Annotated in this window: 1 protein-coding gene; it reads right to left on the bottom strand. The window is 44.8% G+C overall.

Annotated elements, in window-relative coordinates:
* The coding region (locus A3766_RS30075) for a fibronectin type III domain-containing protein (RefSeq protein ID WP_197479160.1) at positions 1–569 on the bottom strand (569 nt) is incomplete at both ends.

Here is a 569-nt window from a genome sequence, read left to right as displayed (position 1 = left end):
TATCAATAACCATTGGCATCAGTAAGATGTTCGGAGCGCTGATGTCGGGGGCGGGCAGGGTGGTGACAGTCATTGCCTGACTTGTTGTAGGGCCGTTAGCTTGCTCATCACTTACTTCAGCAATAACTGTGTACGCAGTATTCGGACTCAAACTTTCGATAAGAATTTGATGGCAAATCGCTAAATCCGAAAGAGTGAAGTGTTGATCATCAACATATATCGAGCCTCTAACCGGCTCATCTGCACACAAAGATAAGGTAAATTGCTCATGCGTTATATTTGATGCATAAGGGCCTTCTAGTATCAAGGGTGCCCGATAATCCGGTACAGCAAGCGTTGTAAAACTGGTACTTAGTGTTTCAGAAGCGCGGTCATCTTTATCTAATGAATGGACATCTGCCTGATAGAGAGTCTCGGGGTCCAACCCTGTCACGACGACGCTATGCTCAGTGCTTAGTGTGTCTGATTGATAACGTAAGCCGTTTGATAAATCTACAATGCTTGAGCCAGGTTTATCACTTGTCCATTCGATAACAGCGCTTGAGTCGGTGATATGCTTAACATAAGGA

Source organism: Oleiphilus sp. HI0132, from assembly GCF_001635845.1.
Note: the sequence above shows the minus strand (reverse complement) of the source record. Positions and strands in the feature narration are given on the sequence as shown.